The sequence below is a fragment of the Bifidobacterium thermophilum genome (assembly GCF_002846655.1).
GTDB classification, from domain to species: Bacteria; Actinomycetota; Actinomycetes; order Actinomycetales; family Bifidobacteriaceae; genus Bifidobacterium; species Bifidobacterium thermophilum.
The window spans coordinates 58,963-76,243 of record NZ_PCGX01000012.1; the positions used below are offsets into that span (position 1 = coordinate 58,963).

General features: G+C 61.9%; 14 protein-coding genes. All 14 read right to left on the reverse strand.

What is annotated here, in order from left to right:
* Nucleotides 1-172 precede the first annotated feature (172 nt).
* The 14 genes from CQR48_RS08660 to argC all read right to left on the reverse strand — a co-directional run bounded on the left by CQR48_RS08660 (nt 173) and on the right by argC (nt 17,253).
* A complete protein-coding gene (locus tag CQR48_RS08660; protein ID WP_033493442.1) occupies nt 173-1,207 on the reverse strand; it encodes an HAD-IIA family hydrolase in 1,035 nt (344 codons plus the stop codon).
* A complete protein-coding gene (locus tag CQR48_RS08665; protein ID WP_101452656.1) occupies nt 1,204-3,303 on the reverse strand; it encodes a helicase in 2,100 nt (699 codons plus the stop codon). The genes CQR48_RS08660 and CQR48_RS08665 overlap by 4 nt, the downstream gene beginning before the upstream one ends.
* Before the next feature lie 152 nt (nt 3,304-3,455).
* Complete coding sequence (gene tyrS, locus CQR48_RS08670; protein ID WP_101452697.1) at nt 3,456-4,781, reverse strand: tyrosine--tRNA ligase; 1,326 nt, start codon at nt 4,779-4,781, stop codon at nt 3,456-3,458.
* Between the two features lie 139 nt (nt 4,782-4,920).
* Nucleotides 4,921-6,252 carry a hypothetical protein gene (locus tag CQR48_RS08675; protein ID WP_101452657.1) on the reverse strand — a complete coding sequence of 444 codons (1,332 nt, stop codon included), beginning with the start codon at nt 6,250-6,252 and terminating at the stop codon, nt 4,921-4,923.
* Between the two features lie 227 nt (nt 6,253-6,479).
* A complete protein-coding gene (locus CQR48_RS08680; RefSeq protein WP_180335146.1) occupies nt 6,480-7,295 on the reverse strand; it encodes a putative ABC transporter permease in 816 nt (271 codons plus the stop codon).
* Complete coding sequence (locus CQR48_RS08685; RefSeq protein ID WP_033493434.1) at nt 7,295-7,819, reverse strand: HD domain-containing protein; 525 nt, start codon at nt 7,817-7,819, stop codon at nt 7,295-7,297. Before CQR48_RS08685 ends, CQR48_RS08680 begins: the two co-directional genes overlap by 1 nt.
* 5 nt (nt 7,820-7,824) lie before the next feature.
* On the reverse strand, nt 7,825-9,327 hold the full coding sequence (gene argH / locus CQR48_RS08690) for an argininosuccinate lyase (RefSeq protein ID WP_015451272.1): 1,503 nt from the start codon (nt 9,325-9,327) through the stop codon (nt 7,825-7,827).
* Between the two features lie 231 nt (nt 9,328-9,558).
* Nucleotides 9,559-10,797: an argininosuccinate synthase gene (locus CQR48_RS08695; RefSeq protein ID WP_015451273.1), complete on the reverse strand. Its 1,239-nt coding sequence runs from the start codon at nt 10,795-10,797 to the stop codon at nt 9,559-9,561.
* Between the two features lie 252 nt (nt 10,798-11,049).
* Nucleotides 11,050-11,568, reverse strand: a complete 519-nt coding sequence (gene argR / locus CQR48_RS08700; RefSeq protein WP_015451275.1) for an arginine repressor — start codon at nt 11,566-11,568, stop codon at nt 11,050-11,052.
* A 14-nt stretch (nt 11,569-11,582) separates the two neighbouring features.
* The gene (gene argF, locus CQR48_RS08705) at nt 11,583-12,548 is read right to left on the reverse strand and encodes an ornithine carbamoyltransferase (protein WP_101452659.1); all 966 of its coding nucleotides are present in this window, start codon (nt 12,546-12,548) and stop codon (nt 11,583-11,585) included.
* A gap of 131 nt (nt 12,549-12,679) precedes the next feature.
* Entirely contained in the window at nt 12,680-13,978 is a 1,299-nt protein-coding gene (locus CQR48_RS08710; RefSeq protein WP_101452660.1) for an acetylornithine transaminase, read from the reverse strand.
* Nucleotides 13,968-14,921 carry an acetylglutamate kinase gene (gene argB / locus CQR48_RS08715; RefSeq protein WP_101452661.1) on the reverse strand — a complete coding sequence of 318 codons (954 nt, stop codon included), beginning with the start codon at nt 14,919-14,921 and terminating at the stop codon, nt 13,968-13,970. Before argB ends, CQR48_RS08710 begins: the two co-directional genes overlap by 11 nt.
* Before the next feature lie 71 nt (nt 14,922-14,992).
* Entirely contained in the window at nt 14,993-16,162 is a 1,170-nt protein-coding gene (gene argJ / locus CQR48_RS08720; protein WP_033493428.1) for a bifunctional glutamate N-acetyltransferase/amino-acid acetyltransferase ArgJ, read from the reverse strand.
* A complete protein-coding gene (gene argC / locus CQR48_RS08725) occupies nt 16,159-17,253 on the reverse strand; it encodes an N-acetyl-gamma-glutamyl-phosphate reductase (protein ID WP_101452662.1) in 1,095 nt (364 codons plus the stop codon). The genes argJ and argC overlap by 4 nt, the downstream gene beginning before the upstream one ends.
* Between the last annotated feature and the right edge of the window lie 28 nt (nt 17,254-17,281).

Sequence of the window (17,281 nt, forward strand, 5' to 3'; positions counted from 1 at the left end):
AGTGCCGGGGGCACGGTGTCATCGGCGGCGTCAGAAACGCCGATACCAAAAACGCCTGTGTTGGGAATACCGGTATTGACAACGCTGGTATCGGCAGACTTAGTGTGCGCAACCGGCGCCCCGGCGTTGGCCGATGTCAGCCCTTCACCGGGGATTCGTAGGGTGTCCGCGTTCATGCCAGCTCGAACCTCAAGTCTGAGGTGTCAACAGGCAGCGAGGCATCATTACAGGACCATGCGGCGCACAGGGCGGCCCGCAACGCGTTGATATCGTGCGGGCCGTCGATGCGCAATACGCCGCCATCGACGCGTGCGAGGACGCCGGCGCACCGCCATGAGCCATCCGCCTGCTGCACCGGCTTGGGCATCGGCTCGATCAGTCCTTGCAAATCCGCCGCCACATATGTCGGGCGCAGATGTTCGGGTGCGTGCAGCAGCTGTTGCGGGTCAGTCACCCCCGTCAAAACGGCGAGCGAATCATAGCCGCCCCGGTTGCCGGCCTCGATATCGGTGTCAAGGCGGTCACCGATGGCGAGGCATTGCTCCCGTTCGACGGGCGTGGTGCCGTCATGCGCGGCGAGCAGTCTGGCTTCATCGTACATTGCCGATTCCGGTTTGCCTGCCGATGCGATCGGTTCGACGCCGGTGGCGTTGATTACCGCTTGAATCATCGAGCCGCAGCCGGGGGCGACACCAAGTTCACGCGGAATGGTCAGATCGCGATTCGTCACGAAATATTGTGCACCCCGTTCAACGGCGTACGCGACCTGTGCCATCTCCTCCCAGTTCATCTGCGGGTACCAGCCTTGGATGACCGCGACTGGATGGTCTTCGGCGCGCCGGACGACTTGCAATCCTTGGGTTGCAACCTCCTCAGCCAGATGATCCGCACCGAGCACCAGCACAGGCGAGCCTGCGGGGACATGGCGTGCGACCATACGCGAAGCGACCACCGACGAGGTAATCACCTGCCACGGTTCGACATCAAGCCCGAAACCGCGCAACTGGTCGGCCACAACGCGCTGGAAACGCGAGGAGTTGTTGGTCGTGTATTCGACAGTCATACCGGCGTCCTGTGCGCGGCGGATGCTGTCCGCCGCGTGTTCCACAGGCAGTTTGCCGCGATATACGACCCCGTCAAGGTCGAGCAGCGCGAGCCGGTATGCTTCGGCGAGCGGCTTGTCGCTGCCGCCAAGCAGCTTGCTCATGCCTCTTCGCCATCCGGGTTTTCAGCGGATTCGTCAGTGGATTCAGGCGCTTCGTCAGCCGCTTCGACGTCGGAATCATCCGCGTCCGATGTGTCCGACCCAGCCTGTGCATCCGGTGTATCGGCGGCATCGGTCACATCCGCGGAATCCGCAGCATCAGAGGACGCGCCCGTTTCACCTGCATCTGCCTCATCGGATTCATCGGCAGATTCGACATCGGATGCCTCAGCTTCGGACTGCCCATCATCAGCGGACTGCTCCGCGTCGTGCCCATCGGCGGCATCGGCCTGCGCGGCGTTCGCGTCGGCTTCGTCCTGCGTCTGCTGGGGTTCCTGGTCGGCTTGTGCGCCGTCCTCGGTCTCCTCGGCAGGCAGCTCGGTCTCATCATCCTCGTTTTCGGGATCTTCGGGCGCATACTGGGCATCGTCCTCGCTAATACCCAGCTCCTCCATCAGATCTTCCGGCAGATGCTCCAGATCGTAGTCGATGACGATGTCATCGGCGGACTGCTCGTCCTCGTCCTCTTCAGCATACTGGGCTTCAAGGCGGTCAAGCACATCGTCAAGCTTCGCAGCCTCGTCGTCACGTCCGGCCTGTTCGAGGAAATACTGCTCAGCTTGGATGGCACGCATGCGGTAGGCGCCCGGCAGGCCCTGCGAACGCCCAAGCTTATGTGCGATGTCAATGGCCTTGTCCCAAAGCTCCAAATCGCCCAGCGCACCGGCGTACACGAGGAACATCTCTGCTTTCGCTTCGCCGCTCAGTGCACGCGCCTCGTCAGACAACGCGATTTCTATGGCTTTCTTCGGGTGGCCGACGCCCCGCTCGCAATCCGCGATCAGCGGCAGATAATCAAGATAGCCGTTCATACGATAGGCGGTGCGGAACTCGCGCAACGCCAGCTTGTACTTGCCTTGACGGTAGGCAACGAAGGCCAGGGCCTCGCGGGCGAAGTCCACGCGGGACGCCTGATGAGCTGCCCACTGGGCATGCTCCAAAGCGGCTTGCGGATCGTCCTGCTCAAGCGCGTATGCGGCGAGGATATGCAGGCCGACGTTCTCGGCGTGCTCCTTGGACAGGCCGCGCAGACGCTCACGCTCGTCGGAAGAGAGCATGGACCACGTTAGGCCCTTGGGCATCTTCGGTTCGCCCGGGCGACGGTCCGTATACGGGTTCTGGGACGGGTAGGACACCGTGCTGTCCGAGTTGCGCCGCGGCTTGGACATATACTCCTCACGCTTGCGCTCACGCCACTGCTGGCGCTCTTCACGGTTGAACTCGCGACGCTCCTCACCACCCTGCTTGGCGGCATCATCATGGCGCTGGTCCCTGCGGTCGTTGCGATCATTGCGGTCGTCGTTGCGCCATGGACGGCGTTCACCTTTGCCGCCGCGATGATCGTCGAACGGCCGGCGATGATCGTCATGACGATAGCGTGGATTGCCGCCTTCCCGACGATCCTCACCGTCACGACGTGGACGGTCGTATCCGCCCTTGCGGTCACCTCGATGGAAGTTCTTGTTGCCGTAGCCGCCGCGCTTGCCGTAATCCTTGCGGTCGCCGCGATATCCGCGGTCGTCGCGACGCTGCCCGTCACGGTCGCGATACTCGCGCGGCTCGCGGGAATCACCGTCACGACGGTCATCACGGCGGTCATCATGATGGAAGTCCTTGCGGTAACCGTCTTTGTGGAAGCCGCCTTTATGGAAGCCTCCCTTGTGGAAGTCCTTGCGGAAGCCGCCGCGATGTTCACCGTCACGATGCTCACCGTCGCGGTGGAAATCCTTACGATACCCGTCGCGGGAATATCCGCCACGACGCTCACCGTCGTTGCGACGTTCGCCATCGCGGTGTTCGCCGTCCTTGCGGAATCCGCCACGACGCTCGCCGTCACGGTGGAAATCCTTACGATACCCGTCGCGGCGTGGGCCCTTGTGGTACCCTTCACCGTCACGCTCGCCACGCCCGTGGTCGTACGACCGTCCCTTTCCATTGCCGCGAGGCTTGAATCCCTTGCCGCCGCGGGATCCGGGACGACGAGATCCGAATGATTTTCCGTCCCCGCGCTTGCCGTTGCCGTGATGTTCTTCTGCCATACGTCTGCTTTCCGTGTTTCGTGTGCACCGGTGTCATGAGGACACCAATGCTCTGATGCTGTGTGTTGTCTGCCGAAATTGTCGTTATCGGTTCTTCGCGGGTGATTGGGCTCACCCGTCCCTGTGCGTACCCGGCAGATGCCGGGACGGTGTCATTGCGCGAGCCGGACCGCGCCCAAAGCCTTCTTTCCTCGTCTGATCAGCGCGTAGCCGCCCTCGAGGAAATCATCCTCGGCGAGCAGCTGATCCTGGTCTTCGACACGCTGGTTGTTGATGTATACGCCACCGGATTTGATGGTTTTACGGGCTTCGGACACCGACTTGAACAGTCCGGCCTTCACGCCCGCCTCAGCCACACGGTCGCCTGCCGCGACCTGTGCGAAGGTCCGGCCGCCTTCACCGTCGTCGACTTTCAGCCCCTCGATGGCGGCTTCCAGTGTGTCTTCGCCGATGGTCCGCAAATCGCCGCCACGGCCGAACAGCGCGGCCGCCGCGTCAATGGCCTGCCGAGTGGCTTCCTCACCGTGCACATAGCTGGTGACCTCCCATGCAAGCGTCTTCTGCGCTTCGCGGGCGCCAGGATTTGCTTCGACCTCGCCTGCAAGACGTTCGATCTCGTCCTTGGGCAGGAAGGTGAACACCTTGAGCAGTTTCACAACCTGGTCGTCAGGCTGGTTAAACCAGAACTGGTAGAACTTGTACGGGCTCAGCATGGTCGGGTCCAGCCACATGGCGTTGCCTTCGGACTTGCCGAATTTCTTGCCTTGGGAATCCGTGATGATCGGGCTGGTCATCACGTTCACGGAGGTTCCCCGCACCTTGCGGATCAGGTCGAGGCCGGACGTGAGGTTGCCCCACTGGTCGGCACCACCTGTCTCAAGCACCACACCGTATTCGTCGTACAGGTGCAGGAAGTCGTTGCCTTGCAACACCTGATAGCTGAATTCAGTGAAGGAGATGCCTTCTTCAGAGTTGAGACGACGGGCGACGGTCTCTTTGCTGAGCATGGTGCCGAGCCGGAAGTTCTTGCCGACATCGCGCAGGAAGTCGATGACCGACATGTTGGCGATCCAGTCGTAGTTGTTGACGAAACGCACACCGTTGTCGCCTTCGGTATCAAGGAAACGCGAAATCTGCGTACGTAAACGCTCAACCCACCCGGCGACAATCTCCTTGGGGTTGAGCGTACGCTCGCCGCTTTGCCGCGGGTCGCCGATCAGACCGGTGGCGCCGCCCACCAGAGCATAGGGCTGATGCCCGTCAGCCTGGAGGTGACGCATCACGATGAGCTGCACGAGATTGCCGATGTGGAGCGATGGCGCCGTCGGATCGAAGCCACAATAGTAAGAAATGGGATTCCCGTTGAGAACAGCCGCAAGCTGTTCCTTGTCGGTGGATTGGTTGATGAGTCCGCGCCACTCCAGCTCCTCCATAGGTGTGGAGAAGCCGGCATCCCTGTAATTCCTTACCTGGGCCATGATGCTCCCTCTGTTGTTGTCATGCAGTGCCGTGTGCTGTACCGGCACGTACCGCGACTGCCGCACAGACACACTTAATCTCATCTATTGTGCCAGCTCATGCCGACAGCCGGACATGGCCCAAGCCCGGCCGACACGCCTACTGCCGCTCGGGATATTGCGACTGGTCGTCATCCGGCTGGATACCAGATGGCTGAGCGGTGAACGACTGCGGCTCGAACGACTGCGGCTGGAACAGCTGCGGAGCATCAGGGGCAGATCCGGCATTCTGGGACGAGACGCCAAACTGCAATGCGGACAACTGCTGGTCCGGGCTCGGCTGCGGGAAGAAGGTCTGCGGCTCGAACGTTTGGGGCTCTAACGCCTGCGGCTCCGGAGATTGCGGGGTGAACGATTGCGGGGCAAACGACTGCGGTTCGAGAGGTTGCGACCCGGACGATTGCGACCCAGCCGACTGCGACCCAGCCGACTGCGGTTCAAACGACAACGGCTCGAACGTCTGCGGCTGATAGACGTTCTGCGACTGCTCCCGCATCGGTTCATCGGTCTGCGGCTGAGGCAGGAACTGCTGTTGCCCCGCGTATTGTGGCTGCGCCGGATATTGCGGCTGGAACGTGCCGAACTGCGTCTGCGACAGATCCGGCGACATCGGCATGCCGACACCGGCACCAGGGACGCTAGTGGTGGGGACGTTCACATCTGGAACGCTGGCGGCAGGGACATTGGGGGTGAATGTGTCGTTCGTCGGCATCACCGGCATCGCGACGGACCCCGTCGACATCGGCATGCTGGGCGCGGTCGCCTGCTGCTGCCACGCCAATCTCGCCATCCGCGCTGCTTGTCTCTTCTGGCGGAACATCTTCCACACATAGGAAATCACTCCGATGACGAAGGCCAGCGCGTAGCAGGCAGGTCGGACCAAATCATGGGAATCTATCGATTTGACACCGTAGCCCATGCTCTGGGAGAACTCCTTGGCCCGGTCCCTGTTTGCGGTACTGGCCAAGGCGAAGAGAATGGAATACCGCTTGGCATATACGGCTCCCCAATCTCCTGAGTAGGAGAATTCAAGTCCATTGGGTACATTCGTCATGTTGGTTACTTTGGACTTCAGATAGCCGCTGTAATTATTCAGTGACTTTTTCGCATCGATGGGATCCAATGCCTCGACATAGATCACTACAATCCCGTCTTCTGAGGAGTCAGCGGCCGCACTGCACGATTTGAACGTAATCTCGTCGGACAAATCCGAGAGGTCGCTGCCAATCACATTGGCGGCATTCGAGCATCCGTCACCCAAATCCTTGACCATCATGCCGTGTTCCCGGGCCGCCTTCGAGAAGTCCTCCGGGCTTGTCCCGGTATCGACGCTGCAGCCGCCCAAGGGCAGAATCATGCCGCACAACAATGCGAAGACCAGACTGAACCGTCTGAGCGCGCAATCCGCGCCGGCGCCACGTCTTGTGCGCATAGCTGCGGCCCTTGGAGCGAATCCTTCTGACGCGGCGGTTTCCTTGTCTCTCGCGGTTACAGAACCACCCATGGTTTCCCCGTTCTCTTACAGGATTCCAAAGTGTGCCCAACTGGTTCCCTTGGAAATTCCTTGCCTCACTGCTCTCCCAGTTTTCACCAAGTTATCATCATGCTTTGACAGATTCGTGTCGAATCGCACACATCATCGTGTTCGATTTTGAATATTCACTGATTGTCGCCGTCGGCCGCATCGCCACCGTTGCGGTCGATCAGGTGTCGAACGGTTTCGATGAGTGAATCGTAGATGCTGGATGTGGTGGAAGTCAGGCGCGGGAATGCGTCAATCATACGACGCTGCTGCGCGCTGAGCACACCCATCGCCGCGTCGCGCAGCCGCGTAAACGTCTCCTGGGAGGATTCCGACCAGGCGCGCATTCGGCGCGTCAACGTGGGTCCGTCCCACACGGGCAGACTCTCCCCCGCCCGCGAGGCATATTCCTGAACCATGGCTTTGAGCTTGTCGAGATTCTCCTCGAAACCGGCCATACCGCGGATTGTCACGACAGTATCCGCCACGAGCAGGGCAGCGCAGACAGCGCATACCGCATGCAACACGGCAGGCGGAATCGCCTGTGTCAGCCCCGCGACCACAGGCTGAGCCACCTTGACAATGAGCACACCTGCAGCGCCGAACACCACGGCCCCCAGCAGGCACACCCGCCCTTGGATATTGAACCGGCGACGGCTGTAATCCCACCATCGCGCGTGAAACAGTTGCTCCATCGCCCATGATGTCACGTATTCGAGCACACTGGCGCCACCGGCCGCCGCGAGGAACACGAACACCGGGTTGGCGATGCCGCCAAGCAGCAAAACGGCCAGCACCGCTCCCACTCCATATATTGGGCAGAGTGGACCATTGAGGAAGCCTCGGTTCACCCAGCGGCGGCTCGCTGCAGACACCAGTATGGATTCGTAAGCCCACCCGGCGATGCTGTAGCCGATGAACCACAGGAACAGCCGTTCGAGTGTGCCGAGCATCATGCACGGGACATCCGGGAGCGCCGGGAATGCCTGGCATATCGTTTGCGGCGCTTGAATCGCGTCGGCGACAAGGTCTCCCGAGTGGCGCTGATCTTATCCGCGAGTGACACGATGTACCCTTCGAGGTATTTCGGCGGAATCGGTGTCAATGGGAACATATGCCGCGCAATGCTGTCACGTTCGACGCCGCCGAGCTGGAAGTCGCGGGAGGCGTTGAGCAGCGCGGTCTGCCCATGGGTCAAACCATGCAGACGATGCGTACCGTTGTCCCACTCATGCCAGTCGTACAGGAAATAGTCGTGGAGCAGCGCGGAACGTACCAGTGCGCGTTGATCGACCCGGTCCCACAGATGCATCCGGTCCGCCAGCCAGATGCTGAGGCAGGCGACCCGGATGGAATGGGCGAAAGTTGTCACCGACCCATGCTGGTAACTGGTACGCTCGATGCGCATATGCTCATGCAGGATGATTTCCTCGCCCTGACGCTCGACGATGCGCTGGATCTGGATTCGGTCGAGCATATCTATCAGACCAAAGAACCCGGGGCTTTGAAGGCACTGCCGTCACTGCGCGATGTTGCGAAATGTCCAAGCTCGACGGCGAGGTTCTTCGCGGCGAGAATCTGTTCGCGCACCCGCGCCGGCGAAGTGCCGCCACGGCCGTTACGCGCCGTGACTGACCCCTTGGTGGACAGAACTTCACGCACTTGCGGAGCTTTGTCTGCGGGCAGGAAACCGCTGAACACGCTGATGAAATCATCATCGGTCAAATCCCACAGTTCCTGACCGCGGCCTTCGGCGAGCTTGACGCACGCGCCGGACAGCTCATGGGCGTGGCGGAACGGCACACCGTTGCGCACCAGCCATTCGGCGATATCCGTGGCGAGCGCGAAACCGCGCGGCGCCTCCTGCTCGAGGCGTTCCTTGTCGAAGACCATGGTGCGCAGCATGCCAGCGAATGCGGGAAGCACAACCTCAAGGGTGTCGACTTGGTCGAACACCGCTTCCTTGTCTTCCTGCAAATCGCGCGCATATGCGGTCGGCAAGCCCTTCAGGGTGGCGAGCAAACCGGTCAGGTCGCCGATCAGCCTGCCGGACTTGCCACGGGTGAGCTCAGCGATGTCCGGGTTCTTTTTCTGCGGCATGATCGACGAGCCGGTCGAATAGGCATCGTCAAGTTTAACGAAGGCGAATTCCTGGGTGTTCCAGATAATGATTTCCTCGCTCAGACGCGACAGGTCAATGCCGGCCATCGCGGCGACGAACGCGAATTCCGCAACTACGTCGCGGCTTGCCGTCCCGTCGATCGAGTTTTCGGTGACACGGCTGAAACCAAGTTCGCGTGCCACTGCATCAGGGTCAAGGCCCAAGGTGTTGCCGGCGAGCGCACCGGAACCGTACGGGCTGGCGTCCGCCCGGCGGTCCCAGTCGACCAGGCGTTGTACATCGCGTAGCAACGGCCATGCGTGTGCCATGAGCTGGTGGGCAAGCAGAACGGGCTGGGCGTGCTGCATATGGGTGCGTCCGGGCATAACGGTGTCCCCCGCCTGTTCGGCCTGGCCGATCAGCGCCTGGACAACGTCGAGGACCTGCCCGGCGATGAAGCGGGCATGGCGGCGCAGCCACATGCGGATAAGCGCGGCGATTTGGTCGTTGCGCGACCGGCCTGCCCGCAGTTTGCCGCCTAGCTCGTCTCCGGCGATGTCCAGCAAACCTCGTTCGAGCGCGGTCGCCTCGTCCTCGTCTTCCTCGATGGGTGCGAACGACCCGTCATCGACGGAACGCTGCAGCTGGTCGAGCGCGGCTTCCATACGATTGAGCTCGTCCTTGGTGAGCAGTCCAGCACGACCGAGAGCGCGTGCATGGGCGCGCGAACCGGCGATGTCGTCGTCGGCGAGCCGCCAGTCGAACTGGGTCGATTTGCTCAGCCGCGCCAGCTCAGGCGAGGGACCGGATGAGAATCGCCCTCCCCACAGCGCGATTGAATGTTCCGGTGCGTTCGAATGTTCCTGTTCGTTGTTCTGTTCCATGGACGTTGGCGTCTTTCTGTGTTGTCTGGGTTGTCGGATTCGGCGTTGTCGGATGCAGTGTTGCCGGACTCGGTATTCCGCAGGCTTGTTGTGTCTTACCCTACACCGGTGATTCGTCAAACCGGCCGGATATGCCGGGAAGGCCATGGACCGGCGTGCCGGCATGGCCTTCCCAATGATTTCCCCGCACGCAACACCCTGTGCCGCAGGTTGCGCGTGCCGTGGTTGGCGTTACTCGACGGTGTTCTCCGGCACTTCGATGCCGTTGCCGAACTTGACGTCACGAGCGGCGGCGACCTTGCTCGGCAGGCCGTAGATCTCGATGAAGCCGTTGGAAGCGTGCTGGTCGAAGCTGTCACCAGAATCGTAGGTGGCGAGGTTGTAGTCGTACAGCGAGCTGTCGGAGCGGCGTCCTGTCACGACCGCGCGGCCGCCGTGCAGGGTCATGCGGATTTCGCCGGACACGTACTTCTGGGTGTCCTCGATGAAGGCGTTGAGCGAATGGACCGCCGGAGAGAACCACTGGGCATCGTAGACGAGCTCCGCCCAGCGCTTGTCGATATCGCGCTTGATGCGGTGCTGCTCACGTTCGAGGCAGCAGTTCTCGAGTTCCTGATGCGCGGTGATGAGCGCGACAGCACCCGGGGCTTCATACAGTTCGCGGGACTTGATGCCGACGAGACGATCCTCGATCAGGTCGATACGGCCGATGCCCTGGGCGCCGGCGCGACGGTTCATTTCCTCGATGGCCTGCAGCGGGGTGACTTCCTTGCCGTCGATCTTGACGGGGACGCCCTGCTTGAATTCGATGACCACCTCGTCCTCGACCGGCGGGAACGCCGGGTCGTCGGTGTAGGAGTAGCAGTCCTTGGTCGGGGCGTTCCACGGATCTTCGAGGAAGCCGGTCTCGATGGCGCGGCCCCACACGTTCTGGTCGATGGAGTATGGGCTCTTCTCGGTCTGGGTAATCGGCAGCTTGTGGTCCTTGGCGAACTGGATTTCGACGTCGCGGGTCAGGGACAGATCGCGAATCGGGCTGATGGCCTTGAGCGTCGGGTCGATCGACTGGATGGAGACCTCGAAGCGGACCTGATCGTTGCCTTTGCCGGTGCAGCCGTGCGAAATGGTGTCGGCGCCAAACTGGTGGGCCGCACGCACCAGATGCTTGGTGATCAGCGGACGGGAGATGGCGGAGACGAGCGGATAGACGCCTTCGTACATGGCGTTCGCCTTGAGGGCGAGCATGCAGTATTCGTCGGCGAACTCCTCACGGGCGTCCACGACATATGCTTCGACCGCGCCGCAGGCGAGTGCACGCTGCTTGATAGTCTCGAGGCTTTCGCCGCCCTGGCCGACGTCGAGAGACACGGCAACGACGTCTTTGCCGGTGCGCTCCTTGAGGTACGGGATTGCCACGGAGGTGTCGAGGCCTCCGGAATACGCCAAGACGATGCGCTTGTTGTCGCTCATGACTGCCCTTTCTGATTGGAGTTCTTGCATGTCGATACTGTAATTATATACAGACCTATGCATAAGTATGCATAAAGCGGTGTTCCGCGTGTCGTTTTTCGGATCGGACCGCGCGCAGACCCGTCTGCGGGCAGGATTTGCATACAAACCGCCGTTTGCCGAAACGAGCCGCGATGACCAAACCCGCGCAGAAAAAGGTAGGCCCGGCGAATTGTCATTGTGGTGACAGTCCACCGGGCGTGGCACACAGGATCAGTCAGCGCTCTGCTGGCTGTTGGAGGAGGCGATGCTCAGCAGCCATTTGGCGCGCGTTGCGGCCGATTGGTCGTCCTTGCAGATGATGAGCACGGTGTCATCGCCGGCGATTGTGCCGAGCACATCGTCCAGTGATTGGCGGTCCATGACACTGGCCACATACTGGGCCGCCCCCGAAGGCGTATGTATCACCGCAAGATTGCGCGCCGACGCCACGGAAGTGACCAATCCGGACAGAATACGCGACATCTGCTGCTGCGCCGATTTCGGAGTCGTCGACTGCCCGTACCCCAACACATAGGCGACCGTCCCGTTCTCGAGACGTGTTTTGGTCGCGTTGATCTCCTCGAGATCTCGGCTGAGCGTCGCCTGGGTGACGTCTATTCCCTCATCCGACAGCATGTCGGAGAGTTGAGATTGGGACGTGACGATGTGATGCAGCAGCATCTCCTCGATCGCACTGAGACGAGCCGCCCGTGTCGCGGGCCGTTGCAACGGCGTTTTCTTGTCTTCCATAGCGTCCACGCAGCTTAGGCGAGCAGGCCTTCGTCACCGCGCAGCTGGCCAGTCAGCCAGGTGAGCAAAGCTTTCTGGGCGTGCAGGCGGTTTTCGGCTTCGTCCCAGACCACGGACTGCGGGCCATCGATCACCGATGCGGTGACCTCCTTACCGCGGTACGCGGGCAGGCAGTGTTGGAACAGGGCGTCCGGCTTGGCGAGCTTCATCAGTTCGTCGTTGACCTGGTAATCCCAGAACGGCTTGGAGCGCTTCTCATACTCGGCTTCTTCGCCCATAGACACCCAGGTGTCCGTGAACACGCAGTCGGCGCCTTCGACTGCCTCGCGCGGATCGGTGGTCACAAGGATGGACCCGCCGTTTTCGGCCGCGATGCGCTTGGCGTCATCCACAATGCTCTGCTCAGGCAGATAGCCGTAAGGCCCGGCGATGCGGACGTTCATACCCGCAGTCGCGCCAGCGAGCAGATAGGAGTTGGCCATATTGTTGGCCGCATCCCCCAGGTAGGCGATGGTCTGCCCGGCAAGCGCATCGACACCGCCGCGGAACTGGGCGATGGTCATGAAGTCGGCGAGCACCTGGCAAGGGTGGAACTGGTCGGTCAGCGCGTTGACGACGGGGACGGTCGCATATTTGGCCATCTCCTCGACGCGTTCCTGCCCGAAGGTGCGCCAGACGATGCCGTAGGCCATACGGGTGAGTACGCGCGCGGTGTCGGCTACCGGCTCGCCTCGGCCCAGCTGGGAGCCGGACTTGTCGATGACCAGCGGATATCCGCCGAGTTCCGCCACGCCGATTGAGAAGCTCGAACGGGTGCGGGTGCTGGGCTTGTCGAACAGCACGGCGACGCCCTGCGGCCCTTCGAACGGCCGCTTGTAGAAGCGGTTTTCACGGAATTTCAATCCAAGTGCGATGATCTGCTTCTGCTCGTCATGATTGACGTCATCATCGCGAAGCATGTGGCGCAACTGCCCATCCATACGGTGTACTCCATTCTCTTTGGTTCTCTTTGGTCTGTACTGTCTCTTCGGCCTGTCCAACTCGGGCGTCGCCTTTGCACCGGTCGCGAACCGGTTGTACATCGGTCGTAGCGGCTACGAAGGCCGTGACGTCAGTCGTCGGCGAGATCCGCCGGCACGCCGGCCATGATCGAAACGGCCTCATCCACATCCTGCGCGGAGACGATCAGCGGGGGCGCGATGCGCAGCGCATCCGGGGCGACGGCGTTGACGATCAGCCCGTGTTCAAGCATCCAGTTCATCGCCGCATGGGCGCACGGGTGCGCCAGCTCGACCGCATCCAGCAGACCGGCGCCGCGCGTTGACTTGAACAGCGGATTGCCGGTGGCCATGATACCTTCGCGCAGCTGCTTGCCTCGCGCCTGGGCGTTGGCGAGCAGATCATCATGCTCGATGACGCCCAAGGTGGCGAGCGCAGCCGCGGCCCCGAGCGGGTTGCCTGCGAAGGTGGATCCGTGCGATCCGGGAGTGAACAGGTCGGACAATTGCTGTCCGAAGGCGATCATGCCGCCCATCGGGAAGCCTCCCGCCACACCTTTGGCGAAGGTGATGATATCCGGGGTCACACCACCGGAGAGTTCCTTCTGTTGGAAGGCGAACCAGCTGCCGGTACGTCCGACGCCGGTCTGCACTTCGTCGATGATGAGCAACGCATGATGCTCGTCGCACAGCTGCCGCGCCTGGCGTACATACTCGGCGCCGACCGGCATGACGCCGGCTTCGCCTTGGATGAGTTCCATGATGACCGCGGCGACCGGGCCTTTGCCGTCAGCTGCGGTTCCGGTCGCGTCGAATGCAGCCTTGAGCGCTTCGACGTCGCCGGGTTCGACGAATTCGACCGCCGGGACGAGCGGCTCGAACGGCTCGCGGATCACGGGCTTCCAAGTGGCGCTCAGAGCGCCCAGAGTGCGCCCGTGGAAACCGTGGACCATGGAGATGATACGCGCCGGCTTGCCGCCTTGTTCAGGCAATGCACCCGGAAGTGTACGCCCGTACAGCTTGGCAAGCTTGATGGCCGCCTCATTGCCTTCGGCGCCCGAATTGCCGAAATAGACGTGGGACCCTTCAGGGGCTCCGGCGAGCTTGACCAGTTTCGCTGCGAGTTCGATCTGCGGTTCGGTGGCGAAATAGTTGCTGGTGTGGGCGACTTTGGCCGCCTGCTCGCTGACGGCCTTCACCCACGCCGGATGGGCGTAACCGAGCGAGTTAACCGCGATACCTGCGAGGAAATCAAGGTATTCATTGCCATCGATATCCCAGATGCGCGTGCCCTTGCCGTGATCCATGACGCGCAGCGGAGTGCCGAACACGTTCATGTGCACTTGCGAGTATTTGCCGAGCCACGCTTTGTCTTTGGTCCCGAGTTGCTCGAGCTGTCCGTCAGTCGTCATAGGAACTCCTCATTTCCACACCATCTTCGGGCACGACCATGGTGCCGACGCCTGAGGTGGTGAATATCTCGTTCAGAATCGAATGTGGTTTGCGCCCGTCGATGATGTGCGCCTGGGGCACTCCCCCGTCGATGGCGCGCACACATGCCTCCATCTTGGGCCGCATGCCGGTTTCCAGATCGGGCAGCATGTCGCGCAGGTTTTCGACGCCGATGCGGCCAATCAGAGAGTTGCGGTCCGGCCAATCCGCGTACAGGCCGTCAACATCGGTGAGAATCACCAGTTTGCGGGCGCCAAGCGCGGAGGCGAGGGCAGCGGCCGCTGAGTCTGCGTTCACGTTGAGCACCTGGGTGGCGTCTTCTTCGTCTGGCGCGACCGAGGACACGACAGGGATGCGACCAGCGGAAATCAGATCCTCAACAGCGGAGGCGTCGACGCTGACCACATCGCCGACGAGCCCGATATCGGTGGGTTTGCCGTCGATGATAGGCTTGCGCTTCATAGCGGAAAACAGGCCGCCGTCCTCGCCTGACAGGCCTACGGCCATCGGACCGTGGGAGTTGATGTAGCCGACCAGTTCGCGGGAGACCTTGCCGGTGAGCACCATACGCACGACGTCCATCGCCTCAGGTGAAGTGACGCGTAAACCGCCCTTGAACTCGGATTTGATGCCGAGCGCCTTGAGCATCTTGGAAATCTGCGGGCCGCCGCCGTGGACGACGACGGGATGCATGCCCACTTGACGCAGGAACACCATGTCTTCGGCGAAGCACTGCTTGAGGTGCTCGTCGACCATGGCGTTGCCGCCGTATTTGATGACGATCCGCTGCCCGGCGAACTCCTCGAGCCAAGGAAGCGCTTCGATCAGCACTTCAGCTTTCTGGTCCGCCCGCAAATCGGTGTGTACGTCCAGGTGGTATCCCGGACCTTTCAAATCACTCATGCCGTTCTTTCTGTATGTGTAATCGCTTGCGTGTCTGTGACAGGCATAGCCTCGTAAGCGACCTTTGCCGATCAGCTCTCGTAATCGGCGTTGATGTGTACGTATTCGTGGGTCAGGTCGTCGGTCCACACGGTCGCTTCGGCCTCGCCGGCGTTGAGGTAGACGTCCACCCCCACTTCGCGCGGGGTCATATCGACCTCGGAGCGATCACGCCCGGTGCCGCCTCCTTGGCAGATGCGCACGCCGTTGACGTCGACATCAACATGCGTCGGGTCGAATGGTGCGACACTAGGCGGAACCGTGCCCAGCGAGCTGAGGATGCGGCCCCAGTTCGGGTCGTTGCCGCTGACCGCGCATTTGAACAGGTTCGATGCGGCGATGGCACGCCCGCAGGCGAGCGCCGCGTCTTCACTGGTTGCCCCGTGGATGCTGATGCGGATGTCGTGGCTGGCGCCTTCACCGTCGCCTACGATCTGGCGGGCGAGAGATGCGCATGCCTGACGGACGAGATCGTTGAATTCGTCAGGGTCCGGCTCCACGCCGGAAGCGCCTGATGCGAGCAGCAGCACGGTGTCGTTAGTGGACATGCAGCCGTCGGTGTCAATGCGGTTGAAGGTCACTGAGGTGCCTGCGGACAACGCGGCCTGCATGGCGCCCGGGGTGACGATGGCGTCAGTGGTGATGACACAGAGCATCGTAGCCAGCTGTGGGGCGATCATGCCGGAGCCTTTGACCATGCCGCCGATGCGGTATCCGTTGCCTTCCAACGCCACGGTTTTCGGCTTGGTGTCGGTGGTCATGATTGCGTGCGCGGCGTCGCTTCCGCCCTGTTCGCCGGAATCAAGCCCCGCGTAAGCGCTGTGCACTCCGGACAGGACGTGGTCCAGTGGCAGCAGCTCGCCGATCAAGCCGGTCGAGCATACCGCGACCTTGCCGTCTTCGACGCCGAGCAGGCCTGCCGCCTCATGCGCGGTGGCTTGGGACTGTTCGAAACCGGGCTGCCCGGTGCAGGCGTTGGCCCCGCCGGAATTGAGCACCACGGCCTTGAGATGGCCGTCGGCCACCGCTTTGCGCGACCACTGTACCGGGGCGGCACAGAATCGGTTGGAGGTGAATACGCCAGCCGCCGCGTCAAGCGGGCCGTTGTTGACCACGAAGGCAAGATCAAGCTTGCCCGCCTTCGCGGAGATACCGGCGGCGACTCCGGCGGCGGAGAATCCTTGTGCGAACGTTACACTCATGGTGCCACTCCAATCTTGGTCAGACCTTGGTCCTCGGGAAGCCCCAAGGCGATGTTCAGCGATTCGACCGCCTGCCCGGCGGTTCCCCTGTTGAGGTTGTCGATTGCGGCGAAAGCGATGATTCTGCCTGCATGCCGGTCGGCGACGACCTGAACATGCGCCGCGTTCGAGCCGACGACATTGCCTGTGGCCGGAAGCGTACCCTGCGGCAACACAGTGACGAAATCCTGCCCTGCGTATGCCTGTTCCCAGACCGCATGCAACTGGTCGTCGCTCAGATCACGGGCGGCGTCGGTCATCGGCGCGCTCACCGTAGCGAGGATGCCACGCGCCATCGGCACCAGCACCGGGGTGAACGACAGAGAGAACTTCGATGCCTGCGCCGCCTGCAAACCGGCGGCATGGGCGAAGTTCTGCAGGATTTCGGGGATATGCCGATGGGTGCCGCCGACGCCATAAGGCACCGCGGAACCGAAGGCTTCAGCAGCCAGCAGGTTGGTGCGTTTGAGGTTCTTGCCGGCACCTGAATACCCGACGGCGAGGTCAGCGACGATGCCGGTATGTTCGATCAGCCCTTCGGCGATACCGGGCTGCAACGCGAATGTGGTCGCGGTGACATTGCACCCCGGGCCGGCGATGCGCTTGGCGCCGGGCAACGCGGCACGTTGACGGGTGTACGTGCCGTCAGCGCTCTTGCCGGTGATGAGCTCGGGCATGCCGTACGTCCAGTGCTCGTAGAAATCACCGCCATAGAAAGCATCCCAAGCGTCCCGCTCTTCGAGACGGTGGTCCGCACCCAAGTCGACAACGATGGACTGCGGGTCGAGCTTGGCGGCCAAAGCGCCTGAAGCGCCGTGCGGCAGGGCGAGCACGATGACATCATGCCCATTGAGTACTTCCGGGGTGGTGTCCTGCACCGTCAAATCCGCAAGCTGCGGGATGTGCGGCATATGCTTGCCCAGTCGGTCTCCCACCGAAGAATGACCTGCGACGCACGTCACCTCGAAATCGGGGTGCGCCGCCAAAATGCGCAACGCCTCCCCGCCTGCATACCCGGTGGCTCCCGCCACCGCGACGGTGTATTTTGCCATTTCACATCACTTCCCATGCATGATGGCT